Annotated in this window: 17 protein-coding genes; 14 read left to right on the forward strand and 3 right to left on the reverse strand. The window is 70.2% G+C overall.

From position 1 onward, the window contains the following. Positions 1-190 precede the first annotated feature (190 nt). The 13 genes from QM582_RS12795 to QM582_RS12855 all read left to right on the forward strand — a co-directional run bounded on the left by QM582_RS12795 (position 191) and on the right by QM582_RS12855 (position 16,911). Positions 191-829, forward strand: a complete 639-nt coding sequence (locus tag QM582_RS12795; RefSeq protein WP_415084959.1) for a CDP-alcohol phosphatidyltransferase family protein — start codon at positions 191-193, stop codon at positions 827-829. Beyond that, positions 826-1,635, forward strand: a complete 810-nt coding sequence (locus tag QM582_RS12800) for a DUF881 domain-containing protein (RefSeq protein ID WP_415084961.1) — start codon at positions 826-828, stop codon at positions 1,633-1,635. The genes QM582_RS12795 and QM582_RS12800 overlap by 4 nt, the downstream gene beginning before the upstream one ends. Positions 1,636-1,646: 11 nt before the next feature. After that, positions 1,647-1,979 carry a small basic family protein gene (locus tag QM582_RS12805; protein WP_415084963.1) on the forward strand — a complete coding sequence of 111 codons (333 nt, stop codon included), beginning with the start codon at positions 1,647-1,649 and terminating at the stop codon, positions 1,977-1,979. Beyond that, positions 1,972-2,940, forward strand: coding sequence for a DUF881 domain-containing protein (locus tag QM582_RS12810; protein WP_415084964.1), 969 nt, complete (start codon positions 1,972-1,974; stop codon positions 2,938-2,940). The genes QM582_RS12805 and QM582_RS12810 overlap by 8 nt, the downstream gene beginning before the upstream one ends. 89 nt (positions 2,941-3,029) lie before the next feature. Continuing rightward, complete coding sequence (gene gcvH / locus QM582_RS12815) at positions 3,030-3,410, forward strand: glycine cleavage system protein GcvH (RefSeq protein WP_415084966.1); 381 nt, start codon at positions 3,030-3,032, stop codon at positions 3,408-3,410. An 83-nt stretch (positions 3,411-3,493) separates the two neighbouring features. Next, positions 3,494-3,991, forward strand: coding sequence for an FHA domain-containing protein (locus QM582_RS12820; RefSeq protein WP_415084968.1), 498 nt, complete (start codon positions 3,494-3,496; stop codon positions 3,989-3,991). A 7-nt stretch (positions 3,992-3,998) separates the two neighbouring features. Next, a complete protein-coding gene (locus tag QM582_RS12825; protein WP_415084970.1) occupies positions 3,999-4,700 on the forward strand; it encodes a MerR family transcriptional regulator in 702 nt (233 codons plus the stop codon). A 21-nt stretch (positions 4,701-4,721) separates the two neighbouring features. Further along, positions 4,722-5,192 (forward strand): bifunctional nuclease family protein, encoded by a 471-nt coding sequence (locus QM582_RS12830; protein WP_415084972.1) that lies wholly within the window; start codon positions 4,722-4,724, stop codon positions 5,190-5,192. 188 nt (positions 5,193-5,380) lie between these two features. Then, positions 5,381-5,968: a MerR family transcriptional regulator gene (locus tag QM582_RS12835; RefSeq protein ID WP_415084973.1), complete on the forward strand. Its 588-nt coding sequence runs from the start codon at positions 5,381-5,383 to the stop codon at positions 5,966-5,968. 300 nt (positions 5,969-6,268) lie between these two features. Next, entirely contained in the window at positions 6,269-7,066 is a 798-nt protein-coding gene (locus tag QM582_RS12840; RefSeq protein WP_415084975.1) for a hypothetical protein, read from the forward strand. A 263-nt stretch (positions 7,067-7,329) separates the two neighbouring features. Beyond that, a complete protein-coding gene (gene gcvP, locus QM582_RS12845) occupies positions 7,330-10,182 on the forward strand; it encodes an aminomethyl-transferring glycine dehydrogenase (RefSeq protein ID WP_415084977.1) in 2,853 nt (950 codons plus the stop codon). Between the two features lie 699 nt (positions 10,183-10,881). Further along, positions 10,882-11,964, forward strand: coding sequence for a YhjD/YihY/BrkB family envelope integrity protein (locus QM582_RS12850; RefSeq protein WP_415084978.1), 1,083 nt, complete (start codon positions 10,882-10,884; stop codon positions 11,962-11,964). A 357-nt stretch (positions 11,965-12,321) separates the two neighbouring features. After that, positions 12,322-16,911, forward strand: coding sequence for a hypothetical protein (locus tag QM582_RS12855; protein WP_415084980.1), 4,590 nt, complete (start codon positions 12,322-12,324; stop codon positions 16,909-16,911). 153 nt (positions 16,912-17,064) lie between these two features. On the opposite strand, the gene ybaK is transcribed toward QM582_RS12855, so the two are convergent. Further along, a complete protein-coding gene (gene ybaK / locus QM582_RS12860) occupies positions 17,065-17,559 on the reverse strand; it encodes a Cys-tRNA(Pro) deacylase (RefSeq protein WP_415084982.1) in 495 nt (164 codons plus the stop codon). Between the two features lie 285 nt (positions 17,560-17,844). Between ybaK and QM582_RS12865 the strand changes: the two genes are divergently transcribed. Next, complete coding sequence (locus tag QM582_RS12865; RefSeq protein ID WP_415084984.1) at positions 17,845-19,248, forward strand: pyridoxal-dependent decarboxylase; 1,404 nt, start codon at positions 17,845-17,847, stop codon at positions 19,246-19,248. A gap of 196 nt (positions 19,249-19,444) precedes the next feature. Here the strand turns inward: QM582_RS12865 and QM582_RS12870 are convergent, their stop codons facing one another. Together QM582_RS12870 and QM582_RS12875 are read right to left on the reverse strand one after the other, a co-directional pair. After that, a complete protein-coding gene (locus QM582_RS12870; protein WP_415084986.1) occupies positions 19,445-20,131 on the reverse strand; it encodes an HAD-IA family hydrolase in 687 nt (228 codons plus the stop codon). Between the two features lie 303 nt (positions 20,132-20,434). Then, positions 20,435-20,806, reverse strand: a complete 372-nt coding sequence (locus QM582_RS12875) for an FKBP-type peptidyl-prolyl cis-trans isomerase (RefSeq protein ID WP_415084987.1) — start codon at positions 20,804-20,806, stop codon at positions 20,435-20,437. Positions 20,807-21,137 lie beyond the last annotated feature (331 nt).

The raw sequence follows: 21,137 nt of genomic DNA on the forward strand, positions 1-21,137 counted from the left end.
CTAGTGGGGGCGGCTGACAGCGCCGCCGGCGGGCCGAGCCCCGCCTCGTGGTGTGGGACGGCGGGGACGGTTCCTTTCGTCCCACTGGTACTACCAGTGGGACGAAAGGAACCGTCCCCGCCGTCCCACACCACGAGGCGGGGCTCGGCCCGCCGGCGGCGCTGTCAGCCGCCCCCACTAGTCTGGGGGCGTGTCATCCGGCGAGCCCTACGACACCGAGCGGATCCTCACCCTGCCGAATGTGCTGAGCTTCGTTCGGTTGCTCGGCGTGCCGTTGTTCCTGTGGCTGTTGCTGGCCCGGCAGTACGACCTGCTGGCGGTGGTGGCACTGGCCTTCTTCGGTGCCACCGACTGGGTGGACGGCTACATCGCCCGGAAGTGGAACCAGCGCTCCAAGCTCGGGCAGGTGCTCGATCCGCTGGCCGATCGGCTCTACATCCTGGCCACGCTGGCCGGCCTGGCGATCCGCGACGTCATCCCGTGGTGGATGGTGGTCGCGCTGCTGGCCCGCGACGTGATGATGGCCGCGCTGGTGCTGCCGCTGCTGCGTACCCGCGGGTTCGTCAGCCTGCCGGTGCACTTCCTCGGCAAGACGGCGACCTTCTGCCTGCTGTACGCCTTCCCGATGGTGCTGCTGGGCGCCGGTTCCGAACCGTGGGCGCTGGCCTTCCGGGTGATCGGCTGGGCGCTGGCGCTGTGGGGTGCCGGGCTGTACTGGTGCGCCGGGCTGATGTACGTCGGCCAGACCCTGGACGTGCTGCGCCGGTTCCCGCCGGTCGGCAAGGGCGACCGTCCGTCCACCACGGCCGCGGTCACCGGGTCGGGATGACCGGCCGGGACGACGCGTCCGGGCGTCCCCGCCGGCTGGACGCCAGCATGGACCTGCTCACCAGCCTCTATCGGGACGCCCTCGACCCGGGCTACGCCGCCGCCACCCAGCGCCGGCGCCGGTGGTGGCTGGTCGGGCTGGTGTCGCTGCTGATCGGCCTGCTGATCGGCAGCTCGGTCGCCGATCAGCTGCGGGCCGCACCGGCCGAACAGGTGGAGCGCGACCAGCTGGTGCAACGGATCCAGGACGCCGCGGCCAACACCGACACCCTGCGCGCCCGGCTCGCCGACCTGCGGGAACAGAACCGGAAGCTGTCCGCCGACACCCTGGCCAACGACCCGGCAGCCGTCGAAGTGCAGCGGCAACTCGGCCTGCTCGGCCCGGCGACCGGCATGCAGGCGGTGACCGGACCGGGTGTTGTGCTGGTCGCCGACGACGCCGAAGGGCCCGAACAGCGGGGCAGCAAGGTGGTCGACGTCGACATCCGGCAGGCGGTGAACGGGCTGTGGCGGGCCGGGGCCGAGGCGATCGCGGTGAACGGGCACCGGCTGTCGGCGCGGACCGCGATCCGGGGCGCCGGGGACGCCATCACCGTCGACTACCGCTCGCTCACCCGGCCCTACCGGGTCGAGGCCATCGGGGACGCCGCGGCGCTGTTGCAGGCGTTCCCGGGCACCCCGGGAGGTGCCTGGTGGGCCTACCTGAAACAGAACTACGGCATTCGGTACGAGCTCAGCTCGGCGGGTAGTCTGCGGCTCAGCGCCGACCCCGGCCTGGGAGTCCGCAACGCCGAACGGAAGCCGTAGGGGGTGATGCCGTGTTCGCCATCGTCGGCCTGATCATCGGTATCGCGCTGGGCATCTTCCTGGAACCGGCGCTGCCGGCCGGCCTGCAGCCGTACCTGCCGATCGCCATCGTGGCGGCGCTGGACGCCCTGTTCGGCGGCTTCCGGGCCTATCTGGAGCGGGTCTTCGACGACAAGGTCTTCGTGGTGTCGTTCACCTCCAACGTGCTGATCGCCGCGCTGATCGTCTGGATCGGCGACCAGATCGGGGTGGGTGCGCAGCTGTCCACCGCGGTCGTGGTGGTGCTCGGCATCCGCATCTTCACCAACGCGGCCGCGATCCGACGGGCGCTGTTCCATGCCTGAGTCGCGCGATCCGGACGCGGTCGAACCCCGGCGCCTGGACGAAGCCGCCGACGGCGATCCGGCCGGCACGGACGCCGCACCCCGCCGGGCCGCGGGTCCGGACGCCGAGACGTCCGCCGACCGGACGCTCGAGGAATCCACCGCCCCGACGCCGGCGTCCGATGAGCCCGCGTCCGACGGGCCGGCGTCCGATGAGCCGGAGCCGGACCGACCGATGCCGGACGAACCGGCGTCCCCGGCGCCGATCGGCTGGCGCGAGCTGGTCCGCGATTTCGTCAAGCCGGGACGTGCCCAGGTGGTTTTCGCGGCGATCCTGCTGGTGTGCGGGCTGGCCGTGGTGATGCAGGTCCGCAGCCAGAGCTCCGAGACCGACTACTCCACGCTGCGCCGGGCCGACCTGGTCCAGCTGCTGGACGATCTGACCGGCCAGAGCCGTCAACTCGAAAGCGAGATCGCGCAGTTGGAGGAGACCCAGCGTCGCCTGCAGAGCGGCGTCGACTCCGAGCGGGTGGCGCGGGAAGAGGCGCAACGGCGACTCGACATCCTGGCCATCCTGGGCGGCACCGCGCCGGCGCAGGGGCCCGGCGTCCGGATCACCATCAACGATCCGCAGCGCAAGGTGACCGCCGAATTGCTGCTCAACACCATCGAGGAGATGCGCGACGCCGGTGCCGAGGTGATCGCCATCAACGGCACCGTGCGGGTGGTCGCGTCCACCTGGTTCGGCACCGGCAGCAACGGCCGGCTGCTGGTCGACAACCACCCGATCAGCACCCCGATCACCATCGACGTGATCGGCGATCCGCATGCCCTCACCGAGGCGGCCGGCTTCAGCGGCGGCCTGATCAGCGAGGTCCAGGGCTCCCGGATCGGCGGCAGCGTCGACATCGTCCGCGACGAGAAGCTGACGATCACGGCCGTGGTGGCGCCGCCGGCCAACCGGTTCGCCAAACCGGCCTGATTCGGCCCCGCGCGAGGCTGCCCGGAATGGGTAGTGTTGCCGCAGGATGCACCGCATCCCCCACGTCCGCGACAGCCAAGGAGTCTGCTGTGTATCCCGAGGATCTGAAGTACACCGACAAGCACGAATGGGTGCGCACCGGAAACGGGTCCACCGTTCGGGTGGGCATCACCTCGTACGCCGCCGACGCCCTCGGCGACGTGGTCTACGTCTCCCTGCCGCAGGTCGGCGAAGAGGTCGCCAAGGACGACGCCTGCGTCGAGGTGGAGTCCACCAAGAGCGTCTCGGACGTCTTCTCCCCGGCGTCCGGGGTGATCACCTCGGTCAACGAGTTGCTCAACACCACCCCCGAGGTGATCAACTCCGACCCCTACGGCGACGGCTGGATGTTCGAGATCGAGATCAGCGACCCGTCCGAGCTGGACGACGCCCTCGACTCCGACGCGTACGCCGAATTCGCCGAAGAGTAGCCAACCGTTAACCTCTGGCTTAGCCTGAAGGTGCACACGCTTTCACCTAGCCACCAGGGTGTTCGTGCAGAGAGGTCCGGACGATGATCAAGTGCCCCGCATGTGGACACGACAACGCTGACACCAATAATTTCTGCGCCAACTGTGGAGCGTCGCTGGCCAAGGGAGTCTCCAGCGGCGACACCACCCGGGTGGTCGCGGCGGTCGACCCGGTGGCCGAGGAGCCGATCAGCGAAGACCTGAGCGCCGAGGACCAGGGCGCCATCTCGCAGCTGCCCCCGGATTCGGCGCTGCTCATCGTCCGGCAGGGTCCGGCGGCCGGCGCCCGGTTCCTGATCAACTCCGACGTCACCACCGCCGGCCGGCATCCGCGCTGCGACATCTTCCTCGACGACATCACCGTGTCCCGCAACCACGCCCGGCTGACCCGGCGGGAGGGGCACGTCTGGGTCGAGGACGAGAACAGCCTCAACGGCACCTACGTGAACAAGGCGCTGATCGACGGCCCGGTGGCCCTGCGGCGCGGGGACGAGGTGCAGATCGGCAAATTCCGGATGCTGTTCTTCACCCACCCTGGATGACCGCGGCATGGCTTACGGACTACGCAGCATCGGCCAGGTCCTGGCGGTCCTGAAGGAGGACTTCCCGGACATCTCGATCTCCAAGATCCGCTTCCTGGAGAGCGAAGGCCTGATCTCGCCAGAGCGAGCCCCTTCGGGTTACCGGCGCTACGCCGAGTCGGACATCGCCCGCTTGCGCTACATCCTCGCCGTGCAGAAGTCGCACTATCTGCCGCTGAAGGTGATCCGCGAGCACCTGGAGGCGATGGACCGCGGTGAGGAACCGCCCCGGCTGGAGCCGCTGACCGGTGCGGCAGCAGCCACCGAGGTGCCGTCGGTGAACCCGGCCGGCAACGGCCAGCAGCAGCGCAGCCCGAAGCGGCCGATCCGGATCACCCGCCGCGAACTGCTCGAACTGAGCGGCCTGTCCGAGGCCAGCCTGGCCGAACTGGAGCGGCACGCCCTGGTGAATCCGCGGCGCGGCACCGTCTACTACGGGCGGGACGCGCTGACCGTGGCGGTGGCCGCCCGCAAGCTCTCCGCCTACGGGATGGACGCCCGGCACCTGCGGGTCGTCAAGCAGGCCGCCGAGCGCGAGGTGGGGTTGATCGAACAGGCGATCGCCCCACACCTGCGGCGCAGTCAGTCCCCCCAGCAGTTGGCCCAGGAGGTCATGCAGCTGGTGATGCATGCCCACGCCGCGATCATGCGGTCCACCATGCCCCAATAGGTGGAAGCGGTAGGTGAAGCCATGCGCGAGTTGACCGTCGTCGAAGTCCGGTTGGACGCCGAGCAGGGATCCCCGGTGCTGCTGCTGAAGGAGACCGAGGGGGAGCGCCAGGTGGCGATCTGGATGACCGCCGCCGGGGCGTCCGGAATCCTGGCGGCGCTGCAGGAGCCCGATCCCGACCACCCCTCCAGCCACGAACTGATGCTCTCGCTGGTCACCAGCCTCGGCGGCGAGGTCTCGGTGGCGCACATCGTCGGTCACCAGGAGGGTGTCTTCTACGCCGAGCTGATCGTCGACGGGCGTCCGGTGAACGCCCGACCCTCCGACGCGATCGCGGTGGCGCTGCGCGCCGGGGTGCCGATCAAGATCGCCGAGGGGGTGCTGGACGCGGTGGGTTTCGTCCCGACGCCGAGCGAGACCGAACCGCCGGGGGAGGACCAGGTGGAGCAGTTCCGGCAGTTCCTCGACTCGGTGAACCCGGACGACTTCTGAGCCGTCCGCTGCCCCGGGGTCGCGCGGGTGGGGCTGGGCGGCGGCTCCCGGCGGAATCTCTCAGGTTCAGGTGGAGGGTTGGTACGCTGGGCCGATCATCCGCGGCGTGTCGTTGACCGTCCGGCCGGGTCGGATTTAGCGTCGTGGAAGAAGTCATCGCGGCGCTTGCGGCCGAGGTAACCCACACAGTGAAGGCGGATGAAGTGAACGGTCTGGACGAGGCGGCTGAGCAACCGGTGGATACCCAGGATCTGCTGTTCGACGGCGACTTCGCTCCGCTGCCCGAGGACGTCGGCTTCCGCGGCCCGGTGGCCTGCCGCGCCGCCGAGATCACCTACCGGCAGCTCGACTACTGGGCTCGCACCGGGCTGGTGGTTCCCCAGGTGCGCGACGCCAGCGGTTCCGGCACGCAGCGGCTCTACGGCTTCCGCGACATCCTGCTGCTCAAGGTGATCAAGCGGCTGATCGACGCCGGCATCTCGCTGCAGCAGATCCGCACCGCGATCGACCATTTGCGCGCCCGCGGCGTCCAGGACCTCACCGAGGTGACGCTGATGAGCGACGGCGTGTCGGTCTACGAGTGCACCTCCGACGACGAGGTGATCGACCTGCTGCGCGGCGGCCAGGGCATGTTCGGCATCGCCCTGGGCGGTGTCTGGCGCGACATCGAGGGCAGCCTGTCCGAGCTGCCCAGCGAGCGTGCTCACGAGGAAGAGGCCGCCCCGGTCGCCACCGACGAGCTGTCCCGGCGTCGCCGGGCTCGTGCCGCCGGCTGACCGAATCCGTTCCGTTCCGGTGCCGGGTGTTGCTTCCGCCGCCGGGCCATCCCACCGCTCGCCTAACTATTTGGGGCTCGCTGAACTCAGCGAGCCCCAAATAGTTAGGCGAGCGGTGAGATGGCCCGGCTGCGGCGCACCCGCCGGGCACGTCCTCGCTCGGAACAGCATCGATCAGCACTTCCCTGGGCGAGCGGATTGCGTCCGGGCGCGTCGGGCCGCCCGCGCTGCTAGCGTCGTTCGCGTCCCCGGAGGGCACCGAGAGCCCTCCCCGTCAATGACGACAGGAGCAAGCACCCCATGGACCGCAGGCATCTGATCACCACCGCCGCCCTCGGGTCGGCAGCCGCCTTCCTTCCGACCGGCACCGCCAACGCCGAAACCCTCGCCAGCACCAACTCGGCAGCCGACGCGGCGGCGCTCAAGCGCTCGATGCGACGCTATCTCGCCGATCACCTGCGCGATCCGCAGACGGCACGGGCCACCGTTCCGCGCATCTTCGACATCGGCTTCAACTGGCGTCCGCCGGTGGCGCCGCTGGCCAAATTCGACTTCCTGCTGGCCTTCGGGTTCGGCAACCGTCCGCCGGCCAACGGGGGCGATCCGACCCGGGTGTTGCCCGAGCCCGGACCGATGAACGAGGACCTGGCCGACACCGTCGTCAAGGCGCTGCGCCGGGCCCGCCGCAAGCTGCCCGTCTACGCGCAGTGGGAGATCGCCCGGCATCTCAAGGCGAAATACGACATGGACGACGTGGTCTCCATCGAGCCGGTGTTCGCCGACGACGGCACCATCACCTACCTGAGCACCGACGGCGTGGTCGCCCAGGTGGTGGCGTTGCGGTCCAACCGGCCCGGGGGAGTGGGCACCGCGGGCGTGATCGCCTTCGAGGATCACATCAAGAGGTGCGTGCAGACCACCCGAGCCCGCGGCGTTTCGGCGTTCGCGCCCCGTGGGCTCTCGATGCCCGACACCTACGATCCGAAGTCGGCCCAGGCATGGACGCGGGACCGCGACATCTACCTGGTCCACGACATGTACGCCCAGATCACCGTGCTGCGCAACGACCTGATCAAGGAGCGCTACCCGAACGGCTGACCTCCGACCGGGTGCGCGCGTCCGGGCCATCCCACCGCTCGCCTAACTATTTGGGGCTCGCTGAACTCAGCGAGCCCCAAATAGTTAGGCGAGCGCGGTTGGGGGCGCTCGGGTGGCGAGCGCGGATGGGGGCGCTCGGGTGGCGAGCGGTGGGGTGCCGGGGCCGGGTGGTGGGAGAGGCGTCCCCGGGAACGGGGTGGCCGGTGGGATAGTTTGGATCGGTGGCGCGGTCGGCGCCGGAGCGGACAACAGGAGAGCGCGGAATGGTTGCCTTCACCACTCGACACATCGGGGCCGTCGGGGAGGATCGGACGAAGCTGCTGGAGGCGGTCGGCTACGAATCACTGGACGCGCTGAGCGCTGCCGCGGTCCCGACCACGATCGCCTTGGGCGCGCCACTGAACCTGCCGCCGGCCCTGGACGAGGCTGCTGCCGCCGCGGAACTGGCCGGCTTCGCCGCCGCCAACCGTCCCCGCCGGGCGATGATCGGGCTCGGCTACCACGGCACCGTGACGCCGCCGGTGATCCGCCGCAACCTGCTGGAGAACCCGGCCTGGTACACCGCCTACACCCCTTATCAGCCCGAGATCAGCCAGGGCCGGCTGGAGGCGCTGCTCAACTTCCAGACCATGATCACCGACCTGGCCGGGCTGCCGACCGCCGGGGCCAGCCTGCTGGACGAGGCCACCGCGGTCGCCGAGGCGATGGCGCTGGCTCGCCGGGTGACCCGCAAGGGTTCGGTCTTCCTGGTCGACGCGCAGGTGCTGCCGCAGACGCTGGCCGTGGTCCGCACCCGTGCCCTGGCCACCGGCATCGACGTCGTGGTGGTCGACGGCGACCTGGTCGAGGCGTTGCAGACCCACGAGGCGTTCGCCGTCGTCGTCCAGCTGCCCGGTGCGGACGGCGGCGTGCGCGGCACCGACGAGCTGCGCGCCATCGCCGCCACCGCCCACGACAACAACGCCTCGGTGATCGCCGCGGCCGACCTGCTGGCGCTCACCATGCTCACGGCACCGGGAGAGTGGGGCGCCGACATCGCGGTCGGCACCACCCAGCGGTTCGGCGTCCCGCTGTTCTACGGCGGCCCGCATGCGGCGTACATGGCCGTCCGGGAGGGCCTGGAGCGGCAGTTGCCCGGACGCCTCGTCGGATTGTCCAAAGACGCCGACGGCACCCCGGCGCTGCGGCTGGCGCTGCAGACCCGCGAGCAGCACATCCGTCGCGACCGGGCCACCTCCAACATCTGCACCGCGCAGGTGCTGCTGGCCGTCGCGGCGTCCATGTACGCGGTGTACCACGGTCCGCGCGGGCTGCGGGCGATCGCCGAAGGCGTCCACGACAAGGCACGACGCCTCGCCGCGGCGCTGTCCGCGACAACCGAGCTGGCCGGCACCTCGTTCTTCGACACGCTCACGGTGACCGTCCCCGGACGTGCCGCGCAGGTCGTCGCCGACGCCGCGGAGGCCGGCGTTCAGCTGCGCCTGGTGGACGCCGACCGGGTCGGCGTCAGCGTCGGCGAGGACGCCACCGAGGCCGACCTGGCCGCCGTCGCGCAGGCGTTCGGCGCGTCCGCACCCGGGGAGCAGCGGCTCGGCGACCTGGCCGGACACGACCGGGGCGTCGACTACCTGACTCATCCGGTGTTCAACAGCCGGCACAGCGAGACCGAGATGCTGCGCTACCTGCGCACCCTCGCTGACCGCGACTTCGCCCTCGACCGCGGCATGATCCCGCTCGGCTCGTGCACCATGAAGCTGAACCCGACCACCTCGATGGAGGCGATCAGCCTGCCCGGGTTCGCGAACCTGCACCCGTTCGCGCCGGCCTCGGACGCCCAGGGCTATCTGGCCATGATCGAGCGGCTGTGTTCCGCGCTGGCCGAGATCACCGGCTACGACCGGGTCTCGGTGCAGCCCAACGCCGGTAGTCAGGGCGAGTTCGCCGGGCTGATGGCGATCCGCTCCTACCACCTGGCCAACGGCGACGATCAGCGCACCGTCTGCCTGATCCCGGCGTCAGCGCACGGCACCAATGCGGCGTCCGCGGTGATGGCGGGGATGAAGGTGGTGGTGGTGAAGACCGCCGACGACGGCTCGGTCGACCTGGCCGACCTGCGCGCCAAGGTGGCGGCCAACGCCGACACGCTGGCGGCGATCATGGTCACCTACCCGTCCACCCACGGCGTCTACGAGGACACCATCGGCGAGCTGTGCGCGCTGGTGCACGACGCCGGCGGCCAGGTGTACGTGGACGGAGCCAACCTGAACGCGCTGCTCGGACTGGCCCAGCCGGGCAAATTCGGCTCCGACGTCAGCCACCTCAACCTGCACAAGACCTTCGCCATCCCGCACGGCGGCGGCGGCCCCGGCGTCGGACCGGTCGCCGTCCGGGCGCATCTGGCTCCCTACCTGCCGTCCCATCCGCTGCTGGACGAGGCCGGCCCGGCCACGTCCTACGGCCCGGTCAGTGCGGCGCCGTTCGGCTCGGCGGGGGTGCTGCCGATCAGCTACGCGTTCATCGCGATGCTCGGCGCGGACGGGCTGCGCGAGTCGGGGCAGGCCGCGGTGCTGGCCGCCAACTACGTGGCGAAGCGGCTCGGCGAGCACTACCCGATCCTCTACACCGGCGCGCACGACCTAGTCGCGCACGAGTGCATCGTCGACCTGCGTCCGCTCACCAAGGCCACCGGGGTGACCGTGGACGACGTCGCCAAACGGCTGATCGACTACGGGTTCCACGCCCCGACGATGAGTTTCCCGGTGGCCGGCACGCTGATGATCGAACCGACCGAGTCGGAGTCGAAGGCCGAGTTGGACCGGTTCTGCGACGCGATGATCGCGATCCGGGCCGAAGCGGACGCCGTCGCCGCCGGTCAGTGGCCCGCCGACGACAACCCGCTGCACAACGCCCCGCACACCCAGGCCCGGGTGGTCGCCGACGACTGGAACCATCCGTATCCGCGTAGCCTGGCCGCCTACCCGGGCGGGCTGCGACTGGGCAGCGTCGGCACCGGCGCGACCGACAAGTACTGGCCGGCCAGCGCCCGGATCGACGGCGTCTACGGCGACCGGAACCTGGTCTGCTCCTGCCCGCCGGTGAGCAGCTACGCCGAGTAGTGCCGTTCGGCGGAAGTTCTTCGGGGGAAGGCGGTGTGCCAGGGTGGATGCCCGGCAGCGTTCTCCTCAGTCACCGTACGACGGTTTGTCTGGTGAGCGAGGAGAACGCAGCGGGGCGCCATCCGGGTAGCGGGTGAAGGTTGGTGGCCGGGCCGCTAGGTCTGCCGGTCCGTCCAGCCCGAACCGTCCACTCGCTGGTCGTCGTCGGTCTGGTCGTGGTCGGTGGAGGTGGTCGTGGACCGCGTCGTTCCTGGTCGGCGATCTCGCCATCGGTGGCAGGTTTCACCTTCGGTGACGGGTTTCGGGCAATAACACGAAAGCGGTCACGGAATCTGACAGGAGTCACCGATGGCGAGATCGGTGTGATCGGCGACATCGGTGTGATCGGACGACGCCGGCCAGGGGCGCCAGCCCGTCGGTCCGGAGGCTCCGGACGCCGGGCAGACCCGCCCCTAACGGTGTACGCCGTTCGGACGCGTCGCGGCTAGGGTCTGTTGCGGAGGTCAGGTTCGGTCAGGAGCGGGGTGTCCGGGCACGGTCCGGCAAGGCCTGAGGAGGGTGTCCTACCGGGTCGGATGGGCAACGGAGGCGAACGCAGCCGGTCGGGATGCGGGACCCCGCGAGCCGTACCGGACTTCCGCACCAGGCCCCGGGGTCGTAGCGGGCCCTTGGCCGAGCAACGCGACGAAAGGAGGGCACATGCCGGAATGGCTCGAGAAGCTGAAGGCGAAGCCGTGGATCGCGCATCTGCTGCGGACCCAGGAACGCTTCACGGTGCGCCTCGGCAACCAGTTCGCGGGTGCCATCACCTACTTCTCGGTGCTGTCCCTGGTCCCGGTGCTGTCCTTCGCCTTCGCGATCCTGGGCATGGTGCTGACCGTGTTCCGGCCCGATCTGCTGGACGCCGTCCGGGCGCTGATCGAGGCGCAGTTCCGTGGCGACGACAAGCTGGGCAAGCAAGTCGTCGAGGTGATGGAGGGCGCCCTGAACAGCTGGGCGGTGATCTTCGGGGTGTCGCTGGCGGTGTTCGCCTGGTCGGGCGCGTCCTGGGTGGCCAATCTGAAGAGCGCCATCCGGGCCCAGATGAGGCCGACCCTCGACGAAGCGGAGAAGAAGGCCAATATCGTCGTCGAGACGTTGAAGAACCTCGGCATCCTGCTGGTGCTGCTGGTCACCATCCTGGTGATGTTCGCGTCCTCGACGGTGGCCACCGTGCTCACCGGAACCATCATCGAGTGGCTGCAGCTGCCCGCCAGCATCGTCACCACCTTGTTGTTGCGGCTGGTGCCGGTGCTGGTCAATATCGTGGTGGGCTTCGCGCTGTTCGCCTTCGTCTACCGGGTCTCCTATCAACAGCCGATCGCCCGGCACATCTGGCTGATCGGCGCGCTTTCCGGATCGATCGGGCTGGCCGTCCTCCAGGTCGCCGCCACCACGATCACCGGCCTTTTCTCCGGCAATGCCGCGGCCGGCGTCTTCGGCCCGATCATCGTGCTGATGCTGTTCTTCAACCTGTTCGCCACCCTGATCCTGATGATCGCCGCCTGGATGGCCACCTACGAGGTCGAACCGGTGTACCGCTCCCCGCTGGCGGCGGACGTCGCAGATCCGGCTCCGGAGTTGGACGAGCCGGCACCGATGGTGCGCCGCGCGGTGGCCGAGCGGGCGATGCGGGCGGGAATCGGGGCCGGCTGGGCATTGGGTGCGGCGACCGGGGTCGGGGTGGGTGCCATCGTCGCCGGCATCGTGAGTTGGTTCGGACGGCTGCGGAGTCGTCCTTGAGCCGGTCACCTGAGTTGGTTCGGACGGCTCGGAGTCGTCCCTGAGCCGGCCACCCTGGAAGGTTCCCTGAGTCCGGCGCTCAGCCGGGTCTCAGCACTTCTGAGACGGAAATGACGCCGGACGGTCCACGATGCTAAGTTCAGCGCGCGGCTCAGCGACCCCCCGAGTTTCTCGCGCTACGCCGATACCTCTACGAATGCGGATTGTCGTGTCCGCGCATGCCTGTCCTCGTTGTGGGAATCCGGGTGGGTCGCCCTCGGCACCACGCCGGCCGCCTGAACTACGGAGGGGCTGGGCATGTTTGTTGGGGGAGAGCGCGGTCGGCGCACGGGGAGACCACATCGAATTCGGGACGCGGTGGCGCTGATTCTCGGATTCCTGCTCACCATCGTCATGGTGGCGATTCCCGTGTCGCGTGCCGACGCAGCCGGCAACGGCGTCCTCAACGTGGCGCTGACGCCGATCGACGTCGCCGACGGTAGCACGATCAGCTCGCTCAGGAACGGTGAACACGACAACCAGATCACCTACCGGGTCAGCTACAGCTGCACCACCGACACCTGCGCGGACGCCAGCATCGCCTTCGCGCCGTCGCAGCCGGACCCGCACGGGCTGCTCCCGGCGGGCCGCTACCTGCTGAGCTGGACGAGCTGGGTTGCGCCCAGCGGCGCCACCATCAGCGGCACGGACGCCACCGGCAAGGTGGTCCGGCTGGGCGACCTCAGCCCCGGCACCTCCAACACCTTCACGATGACCTACACGGTCGAGCCCAACCGGTTCCGCGGCATCTCGGCGAGCCAGTTCTACCCGGACGGCTTCGACATCGAGATGTCCGCGGAGATCTCCTCGCCGTCCGCGGTCGCTCCGGTGCGCGCGAATGCCGCCGACGTGACCTGGCGGATCGACCTGCCGACACCGGCGCAAGGTCCGCTGGTGGCGGTCGGCGCCGCGGCCAGCGTGCGGACGGACGAGGACGTCAGGTACACCCTGACCATGTCCGCCGGCAATATGTACGCCGGTGGGGGCGCCAACATCACCGGCAACGCCAGCCTCTTGGCGGCGGGCAACTATCAGGTGGTCTACCACGTGCCGTCGCAGGCGGAGATCGTCTCCGCCGACTTCGGCGGCGTCGTCGACCAGGCCGCCCATACCGTCACCTGGACCACCGGCTCGGCGTCCTCGCCGGTCTTCGGCGCCCGCGGCGGCTGGGGCCTCAACGCCGCGTCCGGTTTCAACGGCTCGGGCAACGCCGCCGACAATGTCGCCGGCGCGGACAATTTCGCCCGCTGGGGCGCCCGCACGGTGGTGGTCAGGTACCCGGGCGGCAACTTCCCGGAGGCCGACGCCAACGGCTGCAACTTCGCCACCAACGTGACCAGCCGTCTGGACGTCTCGGTCAGCTATCTCGACTCCGCTCGGACCACCCGGACCACGTCGGCCACCAGGACCAACCAGGTCGCCTGCCAGAACCCGTTCGGCAAGATGCGGATCGAGAAGACGGTGCCCGGCGGCGCCAACGGCCAGTACTCGGGCGGCGACGGCGATGTCGGCGGCGGGGTGTACGCCGCGAACATCCCGCGGCCGGGAGAGCCCGACCGGACGGCGATGGGCTGGCGGGTCGGTCTCGGCAACCAGAGCAATGTGCCGGCGGTGTTCGTGGTCGACGAACCCAATCTCGACAAGGATCACCTGCACGTCGACCAGGTCACCTCGTCGGGGGCCGGTGCCACCTTCGAATGGACGGCCAGCAACGGCGCCTCCGGCACCGCCACGCGCAACACCGGTCAAGCCTTGGCCGCGCCGGCCGGGGCCTGGTTCGTGAGCATCAAGACCACGACCACCCCGGTCGCGCCCGGCCGCGTCCAGCAGACCGACAGCGGCGAGACCATGGCCTACCTGGTCTACCGGTTCCGGATCCCCGCGGACGCCCCGCTCGGTGAGACCCGCACCAACACCGCGCAGGTCACCATGACCTTCCCGGGTAACGAGGCCGTGCTCGCTCCGCTGACCGGTACGGTCAGCCGGACCATTCAGTTCACCCGGACCAGCCCGGCGCTGGGCGCCGGCTTCGTGGGGACGCCGACCGTGATCGGCGGCGGCTCGCTGACCCCCGGCAAAGAGGTCAGCTACACCATGCGCGGTGCGACCGACGCGGTCTGGCCGGGCACCACGATCGTGCCGCAGATTGCCTTCATCGCCCCGGTCGGCTGGCAGATCGTGCCCGGTTCGGCACAGCTCGCCGCCGGCGCACCGGCCGGCGTGACCTTCTCCTACGTCACCAAGACGATCAGCGGGGTGAGCCGGCAGGTGGTGTTGGCCACCTGGCCGGGGCCGATCACCCCCAGCGCCACCGGTCAGGAGCTCTGGCCCGACCTGACCGTGCGCGCCACCCCGACCCCGTCGGCACCCACCGGCAACAACGCGGCGGTCGCTCTGGTTCGGATCAGTGACGCCAGCGGCACCTGGGTCAACCCCACCGGTGCCGGCTTCCAGACCACCACGCGCCAGTTCCGGGCCAGCCCGGCCGCGGTGGTCGACAACGAGGACGTGGACGGCGACGGCATCACCGCCGAGGGCGGTGCCCAGGCGTCCAGCACCGGGGTGACCGTGGCCGCGGCGTCCGGCATCAAGGTGGTCAAGGAGATCTGCCGTCCGGACGCGTCCGCCGGCGACGGTTGCGCCTGGGAGTCGGTCCAGCCGCACTACCTGCCGATCACCGCCGGTCAGGTCAAGTACCGGCTCACCGTCACCAACCCGGGCAACACCACGCTGACCGGCGTCGCCGCCTACGACGTGCTGCCGCACGTGGGCGACACCGGGCTGCTGGCCGGCGCCGCCCCGCGCGGCTCCCAGTTCGAGCTGACCCTGCAGTCGGTGGACTCGGTGGACGCCGGGGTGAGCGTGGCGTACTCGACGTCGACCAATCCGGCCCGGCCCGAGGTGAACCCGGGCGCGACCGGCACCGTCGACGACTGGGGTACCGGACCGGCCGGGAAGCGCGCCCTGCGGATGAAGCTGGACAGCGCGCTGGCGCCCGGCGGCAGCAAGAGCATGACCTTCACCGCGACCATCGCGGCGGGTGCGGCGGTGGACCAGAAGGCCTGCAACAGCGTCGCGGTCGGGTCGTCCCAGACGCTGCCGACCGAGCCGCAGGCGGTCTGCGCGACCCTCGCCGAGGCGGACCTGGCCGTCGAGCTGACCTCGCTCAGCGGGATCCAGGCCGGTCGGCCGGCTCAGTTCACCTTCGCGGTGACCAACCGGGGACGGTCGGCGGAGTCCCCGGCGACCACCCGGTTCGGCATCCCGGACGGCATCAGCGTGACCAGCCTGATGGTTCCCGGCTGGGACTGCACGGTGCTGGGCGGTGGATCGGCGCCGGTCGCCGGACCGGCCACGCTGTCCTGCCAGGCGGTCACCGTCGGCGGCACCGCACGGACCCTGGCGCGCGACGCCACCGAGTCGCTGACCTTCCCGGTCCAGTTGTCCCCGGACGCCCTGGCGTCGGTGGCCGACCCCAGCCAGCCCCAGCTGTGCCTGACCGGCTCGGTGACCGGACCGCTCTACGACCCGGTGCTCGGCAACAACCAGGCCGGCGGCTGCCGTCCGCTGGCCGCGCCGGGCGGGCTGGCGATCGCCAAGGACGACGGGATCTTCGTCACCAAGGTGGGCGCGGAGTACAGCTACACGATCACCGTCCGGAACACGCTGCTGGCGGAGACCGTCACCGGCGCGACGGTGCGGGACGTGCTGCCGGCTTCGCTGGACTTCGTGCCGGCGGACGGCACTACCGACCGGACGGAGGACGGCGGCACGCTGAACGGCCGGACGGTGACCTGGCAGCTGGGCGACCTGGCGCCGGGCGCGGAGACGACGGTGCAGGTCAGGGTCCGGGTGACCGGTGCGGCCACGTCTCCGCTGGTCAACACCGCCACGGTGTCGGCGCCCGATCCCGGGGACCCGTCGGCGACGCTGATCGATTCCGACAGCGATGCCGACGAGGTGCGCAGCCTGTCGATCGCCAAGACCTCGAACGCGCCGGTCAACCCGCGTCCGGGCGACACCGTGACCTACACGGTGACGCTCAGCAACGACGGACCGGGCGACTACACCGCGGGCCAGCCAGCGTCCCTGTCGGACGACCTGACCAGGGTGCTGGACGACGCCGGCTACAACGCCGACGTGCTGGCTTCGGCCGGTCCCGCGCCGACGGTGAGCAACGGCCGGTTGACCTGGTCCGGGCCGTTGGCGGCCGGCGACCATGTCGACATCACCTACTCGGTGACGTTGCGCGCCGGCGGTGACGGCAGCATCGTGAACCGGGCCTGCGTCCCGGCGCCGGAGGCGTCCACGGACGGCGACGGATGTGCCGAGGTGTCCTTCGGGATCGCGCTGGTGTCGGCGACCAAGTCGGTGAACCCGGCGTCCGGCACTGCGGTGCATGCCGGCGACACGATCACCTACACGCTCACCTTCGTCAACAGCGGGACGGCTGCCGGCCCGGTGCAGCAGGTCGACGACCTGACCCACGTGCTGGACGACGCCCAGCTCGCCAAGGCGCCCACGGCGTCCGATCCGGGGCTCATCGTGGGCGGTTCGGGCAACCGGGTCAGCATCACCGGGATGCTCGCCGCGGGAGCGACCGAGACGGTCAGCTACACCGTGGTGGTGCTGCCGGACGGCCAACGCGGTGACGATGTGATGGCCAACTTCCTGCTCACCCCGGACGGCCAGGTTCCCGACCAGCCGGTCTGTGCGATCGGGGACGGGCCCGGCCTCTGCACGGTGAACCGGGTAGTGGACGGGCCGGACGTGCCGGTGACTCCGCCGCCGGCGAACCAGCTGCCGCAGACCGGTGTGTCGACGCCGTTGCTGGGCATGGTCGCCGCCCTGCTGGCCGCGCTGGCCGGAGCGGTGCTGATCGTGGTTGGACGACGCAGCGCACGCTGAGGTCGTCAAGCCCGGGGGGACTGTGGGGCGGGGTCGTCGGTGCTGACCGGCGGCCCCGTCCCGGTTGCCGGACTCTGGCAGGGCGACGACGGCCGCATCCCGGCAGGGTTCGGGCGTCCCCGCCGGGAGTTCGGAAGCGGCCGGGTGTCGTGCTCAGCGGGCGATATCGCCCCAGCGGGCGCCGGTGATCGCGAGCAGATCGTTCGGGGCCAGCTCGACCTGCAGGCCGCGCTTGCCCGCGGACACGAAGACGGTGTCGAACAGCTGTGCCGACTCGTCCAGCACCGTCGGCAGCAGCGTCCGCTGGGCGATCGGGGAGATGCCGCCGACCACGTAGCCCGAGCTCCGGGACGCGTCCGCCGGCTTCGCCATGGTGGCCCGCTTGGCGCCGACCGCGGCGGCGAACGCCTTCAGGTCGAGCTGGGTTGCCACCGGCACGACCCCGACCGCCAGCGGCGGGCGTCCGGTTCCGATGTCGACGACCAGGGTCTTGAAGATCTGCAACTCGTCCACGCCCAGCTCGCGGGCCGCCTCCGGACCGAAGTCGCGACTGTCGTCGTGGTGCGTGTAGGGGTGCAGGGTGAAGCCGATCCCCGCCGCGCTGAGCGCCTCGGTGGCGGGGGTTCCGCCCGCATTCTTGCCGGCCACCCGTTAACCGTAGTGGGTGCCGCTCCTGACCGAGTGGCTGATCTCCGATGGTCGAGCTTGTCGAGACCCCGGATGCGTCACCGAGCTCACAACGACCGTCCCGACCACGGCTCGTGCCTCGGCCATCAACGTTCGCCCTGGCGAGCGGCGTCCGGTCGGATGCCTCGCGAGGCCGACGAGGGAGTCATACCGGGTTGTCTGGTGACCGAGGAGAACGCAGCGAGGCGCCGGTCCGGGCGTCGCGCAGCGGGCGAAGGTTGGTGGCCGGGGCACTAGGTTGGGTTCGTGGATGCAGAGGAGTTCCGGGCCCAGGGCCACCGGCTGATCGATTGGATCATCGACTACCACCAGCGTTTGGAGAGCTTGCCGGTGCAGGCCCAGGTGGCGCCGGGGGAGACCGCCGCGAAGTTGCCCGAGCATCCCGGCGAGCCGGACGGCTTCGACGCCCTGCTCGCCGACCTCGACCGGGTGGTGGTGCCGGGGCTGACCAACTGGCAGCATCCCGGATTCTTCGCCTGGTTCCCGGCCAACAGCGGCTATCCGGCGATCCTGGCCGAGCTGGTGTCCGCGGGACTCGGCGTCCAGGGCATGAGTTGGGCGAGCAGCCCCGCCGCCACCGAGGTGGAGACCCGGATGATGGACTGGATGGTCGAGCTGCTCGGCCTTCCGGACGCCTTTCGCTCGACCAGCGCGCATGGTGGCGGGGTGATTCAAGGGTCGGCCAGCGAAGCCACCCTGACCTCGATCCTGGCCGCCCGGTACCGGGCCACAGGGGGTGCGGTGAATGCCGATTCGGACACCACGAGGCTCGTCGCCTACGCCACTTCACAAGCGCATTCGTCGATCGAGAAGGGGTTGCGGATCGCCGGCATCGGCACCGACCATCTGCGCGTGGTGCCGCACGACGAGAATTTCGCGATGCGTCCGGACGCCCTGGCCGCGGCCGTCGCCGCCGACCGGGCCGCCGGACTGCTGCCGTTCTGGGCGTGCGCCACGGTCGGCACCACCAATTCGCTGGCCGTCGATCCGGTGCGCGCGGTCGGGGAGATTGCCCGGCGGGAGGGACTGTGGCTGCACGTCGATGCCGCGATGGCCGGCATCGCCGCCCTCTGCCCGGAACTGCGTTGGCTGAACGACGGTCTCGAACTCGCCGACAGCTACGGCACCAACCCGCACAAGTGGATGGGCGTCACCTTCGACTGCAACCTGTTCTACACCGCCGACCGGGCCAGCCTGCTGGGCGCGTTGAGCATCCTGCCGGAGTATCTGCGGACGGCCGCCGCCGAGACCGGCGCGGTGATCGACTACCGGGACTGGCAGGTGCCGCTGGGACGTCGGTTCCGGGCGCTCAAGCTGTGGTTCACCCTTCGCCTGGAGGGCGTCGCCCCGGTGCAGCAGATGATCCGCGACCAGCTGGCCTGGACGTCCGAACTCGCCGATCGGGTGACCGCCGACGACCGTTTCGAGATCCTCGCCCCGCACCCGCTCAACCTGCTCTGCCTGGTGCTGCGGTCCGGTGACCAGGCCACCACCGACCTGATCGAACGGGCCAACGCCACCGGCACCGCGATGTTCACCCGCACCGTGCTCGGCGACCGGGTGGCACTGCGGTTCTCGATCGGTTCCCGCAACACCACCCGGGACGACGTGCTGGCCGGCTGGCGGCTGCTCCAGGATCTCGCCCGCTGACCGGGGACGGTTCTCGCTGACCGGGGACGGTTCTGGGCGGTTGGTTTTCGTCTGTTGGGGACGGTTCTGGGCGGTTGGTTTTCGTCTGTTGGGGACGGTTCTGGGCGGTTGGTTTTCGTCCGTCGGGGGACAGTTCTCGACGGTCCAGTCCGTCGCGCTGGACGGTTCCGCTCCCGGTCCGGCTGGGAAGAGCCGACTACGGACGAGGGTCCCCGCGACCATCTGAGTGGATCAGGAGTCCGGCCGGCGTCCAGCGGACGGAGCGCAGATTGGGAACGGCGATGGCCGGCCGGTCGTCACCGAGGTCACGATTTCCGACCCCCAGCACGGCATGGACGTTCGCGGCTCGGGCGGCGCGGATTCCCGGGGCGGCGTCCTCGACCACCACGCAGTCGGTCGGCGGCGCGCCGAGGCCGTCGGCGGCGGCCAGGTAACCCTGTGGATGCGGCTTGCCGTGAGTGACGTCTTCGGCGGTGATCAGCACCGCGGGGATCGGGACGCCGGCCGCGGCCAGCCGGGTGCGGGCCAGCGTGCGGGATCCGGAGGTGACGATCGCCCAGCGATCCGCCGGGATGGAGTGGAGCAGTTCAGCGGCACCGGGTATCGCAGTGGCCGCCGCGGCGTCCTGGATCTCGATGGCGTCGATCAGCGCGTGTGCCTCGGCGCGACGTGACGCCGCGACGAACTCGGCGACGGTGTCCCGCGACCGGCGTCCGTGGATGGTGGCCAGCACCGTGTCGGGATCGAGGCCGATCTGCCGGGCCCACCGCGTCCAGGAGCGGACGATGATCGACTCGGAGTCGACCAGGACGCCGTCGCAGTCGAAGAGCACCGCCCGACACGGCAACAGGGTCGCGTCCCGGTCGTTCCAGGCGGTCGTCATCGAGTGCTTCCCTTCAATGGTGGGGTGGCCGGGTGCAGGGACGGTTCTCGGTGGTCGGGGACGGTTCTCGACGGTTGATTTTCGTCGATCGGGGACGGTTCTCGCCGGGTAGGTCTGTCCCCTGTGATCGATTTTCGACGCTCGAGAACCGTCCCCGACGGTTGAGAACCGTCCCCGACGGTTGAGAACCGTCCCCGACCGTTGAGAACCGTCCCCGACCGTTGAGAACCGTCCCCGACCGTTGAGAACCGTCCCCGACCGTTGAGAACCGTCCCCAACCAGCGAGAACCGTCCCCGGTTGGTTCAGCGGACGGCGAGCAGATCCACTACGAAGATCAGCGTCTCGCCCGGAGCGATGACGCCGGCGGCGCCACGGTCGCCGTAGCCGAGGTGCGGCGGGATCACCAGCTGGCGGCGTCCGCCGACCTTCATGCCCTGGACGCCGCGGTCCCATCCGGTGATCACCTGGCCGATGCCGAGCCGGAAGCTGAGCGGCTCGCCGCGGTTGTAGGAGGCGTCGAACTCCTCGCCGCTGGAGTGGGCGACGCCGACGTAATGCACCACGACGGTCTTACCGGCGGTGGCTTCGGCGCCGTCACCGACGGTGATGTCGGTGATGGTCAGGTCGTCGGGGGCGTCCCCGGGGAAGTCGACTTCGGGCTTCTCGTAGGTCATGTCACCACCCTCGCACAGCGGACTCGCCGGGAAGCGGCGGCTGCCGTCCCGTGGGACATGGCCGCGGTCAGGCTCGATCAACGGTGGTGGATCGCGAGACTACGTCCGAGTCGAGGGGCGTTCCGGCTCGTCGAGCGTGGCTGTCCCCGAGATCGGACGTAATCTCGCGAGGCGTCCGGACGCCGCACACCGCGGGAGAAGCCGAACCATCACCCTTAGACCCATAGCGGTTCCGCAGGTAGGCACGATCGGTTGGCCGCCGCCCCAGCACGCACCTGAGCACCTTCTCCTCACTCGACGTGGCTCCGCTACGACTTCGCTCGTCGGCGGC

It is taken from the genome of Micropruina sp., assembly GCF_047607385.1.
Classification (GTDB): Bacteria; Actinomycetota; Actinomycetes; order Propionibacteriales; family Propionibacteriaceae; genus Micropruina.

Coding starts and splice junctions, on each gene's coding strand:
- QM582_RS12800 (WP_415084961.1), top strand. CDS start 826: ATGACCGGCCGGGACGACGCGTCCGGGCGTCCCCGCCGGCTGGACGCC.
- QM582_RS12810 (WP_415084964.1), top strand. CDS start 1,972: ATGCCTGAGTCGCGCGATCCGGACGCGGTCGAACCCCGGCGCCTGGAC.
- QM582_RS12820 (WP_415084968.1), top strand. CDS start 3,494: ATGATCAAGTGCCCCGCATGTGGACACGACAACGCTGACACCAATAAT.
- QM582_RS12825 (WP_415084970.1), top strand. CDS start 3,999: ATGGCTTACGGACTACGCAGCATCGGCCAGGTCCTGGCGGTCCTGAAG.
- QM582_RS12830 (WP_415084972.1), top strand. CDS start 4,722: ATGCGCGAGTTGACCGTCGTCGAAGTCCGGTTGGACGCCGAGCAGGGA.
- QM582_RS12840 (WP_415084975.1), top strand. CDS start 6,269: ATGGACCGCAGGCATCTGATCACCACCGCCGCCCTCGGGTCGGCAGCC.
- gcvP (WP_415084977.1), top strand. CDS start 7,330: ATGGTTGCCTTCACCACTCGACACATCGGGGCCGTCGGGGAGGATCGG.
- QM582_RS12850 (WP_415084978.1), top strand. CDS start 10,882: ATGCCGGAATGGCTCGAGAAGCTGAAGGCGAAGCCGTGGATCGCGCAT.
- QM582_RS12870 (WP_415084986.1), bottom strand. CDS start 20,131: ATGACGACCGCCTGGAACGACCGGGACGCGACCCTGTTGCCGTGTCGG.
- QM582_RS12875 (WP_415084987.1), bottom strand. CDS start 20,806: ATGACCTACGAGAAGCCCGAAGTCGACTTCCCCGGGGACGCCCCCGAC.